The 7,304-nt window shown below is 40.4% G+C and carries 5 protein-coding genes; 2 read left to right on the top strand and 3 right to left on the bottom strand.

Features of this window, described 5'->3' with window-relative positions; genetic code table 11:
• Positions 1 to 1,282, bottom strand: a 1,282-nt coding sequence (locus tag JW881_17305) for a DUF3160 domain-containing protein (GenBank protein ID MBN1699281.1), incomplete at its 3' end; no start/stop codon positions are given.
• A gap of 928 nt (positions 1,283 to 2,210) precedes the next feature.
• On the opposite strand from JW881_17305, the gene JW881_17300 reads away from it, so the two are divergent.
• Positions 2,211 to 2,432: an SEC-C domain-containing protein gene (locus tag JW881_17300; GenBank protein MBN1699280.1), complete on the top strand. Its 222-nt coding sequence runs from the start codon at positions 2,211 to 2,213 to the stop codon at positions 2,430 to 2,432.
• Between the two features lie 118 nt (positions 2,433 to 2,550).
• Here the strand turns inward: JW881_17300 and JW881_17295 are convergent, their stop codons facing one another.
• Complete coding sequence (locus JW881_17295) at positions 2,551 to 3,372, bottom strand: MBL fold metallo-hydrolase (GenBank protein ID MBN1699279.1); 822 nt, start codon at positions 3,370 to 3,372, stop codon at positions 2,551 to 2,553.
• Positions 3,369 to 6,620 (bottom strand): hypothetical protein, encoded by a 3,252-nt coding sequence (locus JW881_17290; GenBank protein ID MBN1699278.1) that lies wholly within the window; start codon positions 6,618 to 6,620, stop codon positions 3,369 to 3,371. Before JW881_17290 ends, JW881_17295 begins: the two co-directional genes overlap by 4 nt.
• A 215-nt stretch (positions 6,621 to 6,835) precedes the next feature.
• On the opposite strand from JW881_17290, the gene JW881_17285 reads away from it, so the two are divergent.
• Positions 6,836 to 7,304 (top strand): transposase (locus JW881_17285; protein MBN1699277.1); only part of this gene is annotated, 469 nt, incomplete at its 3' end.

Genomic DNA, 7,304 nt, shown 5'->3' with positions numbered 1-7,304 from the left:
GCGTACCCGCAACTCTTTGCGTACCCGCAACCTCATCCAGAAGCGCCGCCTCTTTCATTAATGGATTAAGTACTTCATTGCCGCATGCCGCCCTGTCACTGTCGTTCAGATTCCCGAGGAGATGTAATCCCATTCCAAAGCAACCGATCAGATAATCGGCGCATTTTCTCATTTTCTCTTCCTCCGTCCCCTCTCTATAAAGCAGAAGGCGATCGAAACAGTATCGCAACATCCGTTGAATAAAAGGATAAAAATATTTTTCATCTATTTCACGGATTGCCTGATTCATGATAAGGCAAAAGGCATGAAAGACTAAATCGGTTGTGATAAACAGCGGATTGAGGCGTGATGACGCCGCATCATGATACCATGCAAGCAAATAATCGGGCTGAGAAGCGGAAAGCGTCATTTCGGCCGCATCCATTCTCTCACGCACTACATATCGTCCGGCCAATGCCCTTTTTACCGTTGAAGAAAAGGATCGTTTACGTGATCTGATCTCTTCAAAAGCACCTGATATCTGTTGCGTCGCTGGCGGCGGATCGATAATATAATCCTGATACGAAATAAATGCGGATCCCCGCTTATAGAGTTCCCGTAAAAAAACGAGATTATCATATGAACTTTCACAGGTATACGCCCTGAATATCCATCCCGTGATGCTCCTGTTTGCCACCTTTATCCAGGTGTTATAAAAGCCGTCCACGATCACACCCGGCCGCTTGAGGTATGTTTCAAGAAAAAACTCCCATTCGAGTTCAAACCGTTCTCTCAGGTTTTCATAATCCGGCACCGGCAGTTCTTCCGGATTCTCAGGTAAATCCTGCTTCGCTTCAAGTAAAAAAAGCTCTCCGGCCGATGCAAATCCGAGGGTACGTGAAGCCGCCGACGGGTGCGAATGGATCGCGGTCTCGTCGGCCGTTACCAGTACATACCGCCCCCCGATTTGTTCGGCTGCCTCGGGCGGATCGACAAGCGTTTTAAATGCCACTTTTTCTTTTTTTACCGAAACCGGAATATTGAACAAAATGCCGGCCTGTTCCGTATCGATATCACAGGGAGAGAAGTTTGATCGGGATTCGGGAATGGTATAGTGAGGATAAACCAATACGGGAGTCGATTCGGAGGGATATATCTTTTCGTCGAGATTATCTGTCGAAATCACTCCGGTGTGCGATGGTATCGTCTCTCCCGTATTTTCCTCCCCCGATTTCACTGAGTCATTGCAGGAGAACAGAATAAATAGCAGCCCCGCTGCAATATACTTTTTTATCGATAACACCGTTTACCTTCTTTCTTTTAGCCGCTACTATACAACAAAACAGAAAACTGGTTAAGCATTTTATATGCTAAAAAAGGAGTGAAAGCCCATGATATTTTCAACAAAAAAAAGCAAACTGGAAGCTGTTTCAGCATTCGTGATCTCAAGTGCCGTTATGCTCCTCTTCGCCCTCCCGGTCTTTTTAACAACCGGCCCGAAATACGGATATCATTTCCTTTTTCTCATCATCCTCGGTATATGCGCGTTGTTACTATTCACCTTCGCCTATCTCTTTCTCACAAGAAAGTCAAGACGCCGCAGGCGAATCACATTGCAGAAAATTCCGGGAGAATGGGAAGCGATACTTTCTTCGAAGGTCGCCTTTTATTCCACTCTCTCGCAGGATGAAAAGAAAGCATTTAAACGGCAAATCCAGATTTTCTTGGGTGAAAAGGATATTATACCGATTGAAACCGATATTGATGAAGAAACACGACTGCTTATCGCTTCGAGTGCGATCATTCCCGTATTCGGTTTTCCTGAATGGGAATATGACAAACTTACCGAGATTCTTGTCTATCCCGATGATTTTGATCTCAACTATGATTTTTATGCGAAAGAAAAAAATATCCTCGGCCTCGTAACGGGCCGGGGCTCCACAATGGTCCTCTCCAAGCCATCCCTCTATCGGGGCTTCAGTATCGATAAAGACAAACTCAATGTTGGTTTTCATGAATTCGCCCATAAAATCGATGGTGAAGACGGTTATATCGACGGAATTCCCGCACTTATCGCCGACAGGCAAGTGACGAAAGAATGGCTTTCATGCATTAAAAAGGAATCGGCACTCATAATGGAGGGAAAATCGGATATAAACCCCTACGCACTCACAAACAATGCCGAGTTTTTTGCCGTTGTAAGTGAGTATTTTTTTGAAAATCCCGGAGTAATGGCCGAAAAACACCCTGAACTCTATAACATACTCAAACACATATTCCGCCAGGATATGAAAAGCAGGTTTGGTTCCGTATTAACGTCGATGTTTATACCATACGGTAAAAAAACCGGCAGAAACAGCCCCTGCCCATGCGGAAGCGGTAAAAAGTACAAACACTGTTGTCTCAATCGAAAAAAGGTAAGCGCTCTTTCAAAAGAAAACTCGAATCCATAATGCCACGATCACAGAATGCCTTTGGGGACGGAGGTTGTTTACAGGGATCATTTAATGTATAGGAGACAGACGAGGCAGGGACGGAGCTTATTATTTTTAAAAACAGTCAGTTGTCAAATCAGGGAAGTATTTCTATCCAGGGAGTTTCATCGGTAATTATATAAGGGGAATGAAAAGTATAAAAACGGTAGCCTTGTAATTTTAAATAAGAAATATATTTAATATTGGATTCCTTGTCATAATAAACTCCGATAGGTTTCTCCAATTCTATATTTTCATCAAGATACGCCTCATCACCGGTAAGAACGATCGTTTCACCATCAAGATCGATATAAACAACGCTTGAACCCGCTGTGTGACCGCCTATCTGTTCGACTCGGATATATTGACCGATATGATAAACATTATCATAAAGATATAGCGCAGAATGGTTTTCAAGAAATGTTCTTACAGATATAATACATGGATTTCTCATAAAGGCATCATATTCTGCTTGAAACATATGCACCTTTGCATGGGGATAGGAGAGTATGCCCCCGATATGATCAAAATGTGAATGGGTAATAATTATATCCGTAATATCTTCCGGTTTGAAGCCGCACATGGAAAGTATCGAAACAGGATCAATATGTTCGACATTAAATAGTTCAATAAAGCTCTGCTGAATAAAACCTGTATCGACGAGAATAACCCGCTTTGTTGTTTTTATAACATAGAAAAGCCAATGAAAGGGAATTTTTTTAATTATATCAGGTTTTTCAAAAATATAACGAGTCGAATATGTCGATTTCCCATATCGTATAGCAAAAAGTCTTATATCGCGTTCTGTCGATAATAAAGACTGGTTACTTTTATAGGTTTTTGTATCGGTCTGTTTCCGGTTAATGCAGGCAAAGGAAACAACACTAATTATTATTATAAGCGCGGCGATCTTTTTCATACAATAGCTTTATCGCTTTTAAGCATTATCAGTGTGAAAAAAATGAATCCGGCCAGATAGCAAAGGATTCCTGCTGCAAAGCTTGTACTGTAACCGTGTGTCACATTTATCAAGATTGCTGAGGTTGCCCCGATTGTGGAAAATCCCCCGCTTATTCCGAACATCAACGTTCCATATTCATCTGACGTAAATTTCTTGACCTTTTCGACTGCATTCGGAAAGGGAATCCCCATGAGAAAAGTAACGGGGAAAAGAAGCAAGACGGAAATCCATATCTTTTGATCAAACGTATGGTCAATGAAAAACAGAAATATTGAATTGAGGCTTTTTGACATGATAAATAAAATAATAGGTATTAATGCAGTTAAAAGAATTAAAACTTTATGCTGAATGTATCTGCTTATAAAGCTGCCGAGACCGCTAAACAAAAGAAGTCCACCGAGTGTGACAATCAACGAAATAGTCGGCCGACCTATAAAACGCTGAAAGACCTGCATCAAAACAATTTCGACAAGCATATAGCCGAAACCTGTAAAGGCAACAAAAAGATTCGGCAATGTCAGATTCATTTTATACTGTCCGGCTTTATTCAGCATAAGCAAGAGGACAGGTACTACAATGAATAGACTAAGGACAAACACAATGTTCAGGATTTCCATTACTTCGGTTTTTTTAATATATACATTGAATGGAAAAGGTTTGTTATCGGTCGCAGGTGTAAGATCATATTCATAAGGGAATCCCGCAATATCCAGTGCTTTTTTCAACTTTATTGTATCTTCTTCATTCAATCTATCCGGGTTTGTTTCAAACATACCTGTTCTTTTATTGAAAGAATACATTCTATATATGGATCTGATAAGGCCTGGATCCGCAAGTTTATGTATTATTTTTTGAGTGAATACATCACTCCTCAAATGTGCCGGCAAATACTCATTATAATCAAGATCATTGAGAACATATTTTTCAACTTCATTGTCAAACCGTTTGCCGTATGGATCGTAAACCATATCCACATTATATGCGATAAATGGCTCTATCGTTTGTAACGCAACTAAATATTTATCGAGTACGTTTTTATCCGCGTCGTTAAAAGGAGTCCGCTTGATGATGATTGTCCTGAAATCATCACCATGCTTGCTAAAGTCCCATTTGAAAATAAAGAAATGTTTTGAAGGAGTTTCGATTCCAATATTCCTCATCGCTGCCTTTATTGTATTCATCATTTTATATAAAGCCGCTTCGCTTCGGGGATTATCGATAATTTCCTCAAACACAACATACCCCTGTCCGGTAATATTTTTTAAAAGCACTTCGATTCCTTCGACAGTATGGATATATTCCGGACTGAGTGTCGAAACAGGTCCATGTTCCATGTGAATATTCATCAAATAGATCGCATCGAAAAGTGTATTGGCATTTTCGAGGAAAGATCTGCCTTCGCCTTCATAGACCTTTGTATTTTCATAGGGGAATTCCGCTATATAGGCGAAAGGTCCGTTTTCACTCATGGTCCGTACGACAGCGGGAATAATCTCGATACCGCTTACTTCGGCGCCTTTAATCCGATTATTTGATTTAGCGATTCCATCTGCTGAAAGGCCAAGGATAAACATCTTGGGATTTTCGATCGGCATCCAGGGAACACGTGGATCTCTATACGTCCCTTTGCCCGAGCCCGCTGTATCCAGCACGACACCATTGACAAACATGCAAAATATATCTTTCCAGAAATCCTTACCCTCCATTCCCCCCGTCATGTGTCCGGTATATTCAAGCCGTCCAAGAATAGAATCTTCACTCAATAAAATCCGATCGGAACCTGCATAAATTTTTCTGTCATATCTGAGACTTTCATGATAACGCACGTCGAAATTCAAATCGATCGTCTGTCTGTGTCCAAGCTGTGTAAACAGATAACTGGCTCGTTTTTTGTCATAATCATCGCCGACCATCAGATAATTACCGTTATCATCTTTTTTGTAGACCCGGTTTAGAAACAAAAGATCATAATTTCTTCTGAAATACGTATTATGTTTGATTTTTAACAGCGGAATAATCTCATATTCAAAAACAGTCCGCTCGATACTCTCATAATTTTCGATTATTGTCTTTTCATTTTCAAGAAAGGGCATCTTTCCGATCCCCCATCGCTTCATACAACCCAATAGCTGAAGAAAATATCGTACACGGTTCGAATCATAGGTATCACCGCAAAACTTATATCGATCGGTTTCCCTGTTCAATTCATACACTCTCGAGAAAAACTCAAGGGGTACATTTTTTGTAAATGATTCGGCATCAGGATCGGGATCAAGTTCCGCCATAATTTTCTTTTCGAAGATATCGCCCGTGACAATATCAGGAGTATTTATATTGTTCTTTATCATATCGATAAACGCAACAATACACACAAGAGAAAGAATTGCGATAATAAGCTTTGCCGGAATGTTCGCTATTCCGAATGATTGTATACATATATAAACAAGAGGCACCAGCATCAGAATCATCATGCTGCTTTCGCTTTTAAAAACCGGAAGAAAAAAAATGGGAAAGAGAACTCCCAGTGCAGATGCGAACAAATTGATAAAATACATTGTATTGGAGTTACCATGAGTGAATATCGACGAAATATTAATCGTGGCAAAAATAAAAGGGAGAATAAGAAAATACGGATATTTTAATGATCCGATATTAATGATGTTATAGTAAGCAAGGACGATTGAAAAAAAGAGGAATACACTGGAAAAAAACAAGATTAACCGGATGTTAAATCGGCTTAAATAAAAACCAATCAGACTCCCTATTGCGATGCCCAACATGGCGATGGAAATAATAAATGTTGCTTTCAGATAATTTGTGACAATGAGCAGCACATGGAACTGTATTGTTTCCAAAGCGATAATCAGAAAAGAAAAAAGGAACATTGAGACGAAAAAAATAAATTTCCCCGGCAATACTATTTTTTCGGGAGACACCAGTTCGTTGAACCTTTTTACACCGGTGACAATTCGTACGGCACACCACCCAAGTTTCCGGTTAAATTCTCTTAACTTAGCGTAACTAGTTAAAATTATTTCCCGGCCGCTGGTGAATTCTCTCTTTAACATTCTGCCGATATCCACAACAGACAGGATTGCACTTTTAATTGTTTGGCGAACGTATTCTTTTAGTTCAACTAAAAACATAAATATTTTACCACCTTTAAGTCTATTATTTCTATACCAGTGGTTACATAATGAAAACATTTAAGGCTACACCGATTGCTATACTTTTACAATATATTTTATCAGGAATATTCCTTTCAGGGACGGAGTTTCTCTATCGATTTTTTGAGGGACGGAGGTTCGCTACTTCCGCTCCGGGGGACGGAGGTAAAAAAAAAGAAAAAAATTCAATGCAGCGGGCTCTTTCAGGCAGTTATTATTAAGTGAAAACATATCCCTTTATAAAGGAGCATATCATGAGAAAACCTCGAAAGCTCGTCGATGGGGCGCGGTATCATGTCACAGCCCGGGCCAACAGAAAGGAGTTTATCCTCGAATCAGCTAACATCAAGAAACTCTTCATGAATACGATTAAGAGGGCAAAGAAAAAATACAGGTTCGCACTTACCACCTTCTGCGTAATGGGAAACCATGTGCATCTGATGATTGAGCCCTTGAAAAATGAAAGCCTGTCACGGATCATGCAGTGGATATTATCGGTCTTTGCAATGAACTATAATAAAGAGTTCGAACTAACAGGCCATGTGTGGTATGACCGCTTCCATAGTACGGTGATAAACAGCCTGGGACAATATCTGCACGCATTTGACTATATTACAGAAAACCCGGTAAAGGCAGACATCGTTGGTGATGCAAGAGACTACGAATATGGGGGGATCTGGCATTTGAAGCGGGGATGCTACGACATTCTGGACCCGCCGGATG

The organism is Spirochaetales bacterium (assembly GCA_016930085.1).
In the GTDB taxonomy this organism is placed as follows: Bacteria; Spirochaetota; Spirochaetia; order SZUA-6; family JAFGRV01; genus JAFGHO01.
This window is presented reverse-complemented; position numbering and strand designations above follow the sequence as displayed.

Excerpts from the sequence above, each read along its gene's own strand:
- JW881_17300 (MBN1699280.1), top strand. The coding sequence starts at position 2,211 with ATGGCCGAAAAACACCCTGAACTCTATAACATACTCAAACACATATTC.
- JW881_17295 (MBN1699279.1), bottom strand. The coding sequence starts at position 3,372 with ATGAAAAAGATCGCCGCGCTTATAATAATAATTAGTGTTGTTTCCTTT.
- JW881_17290 (MBN1699278.1), bottom strand. The coding sequence starts at position 6,620 with ATGTTTTCATTATGTAACCACTGGTATAGAAATAATAGACTTAAAGGT.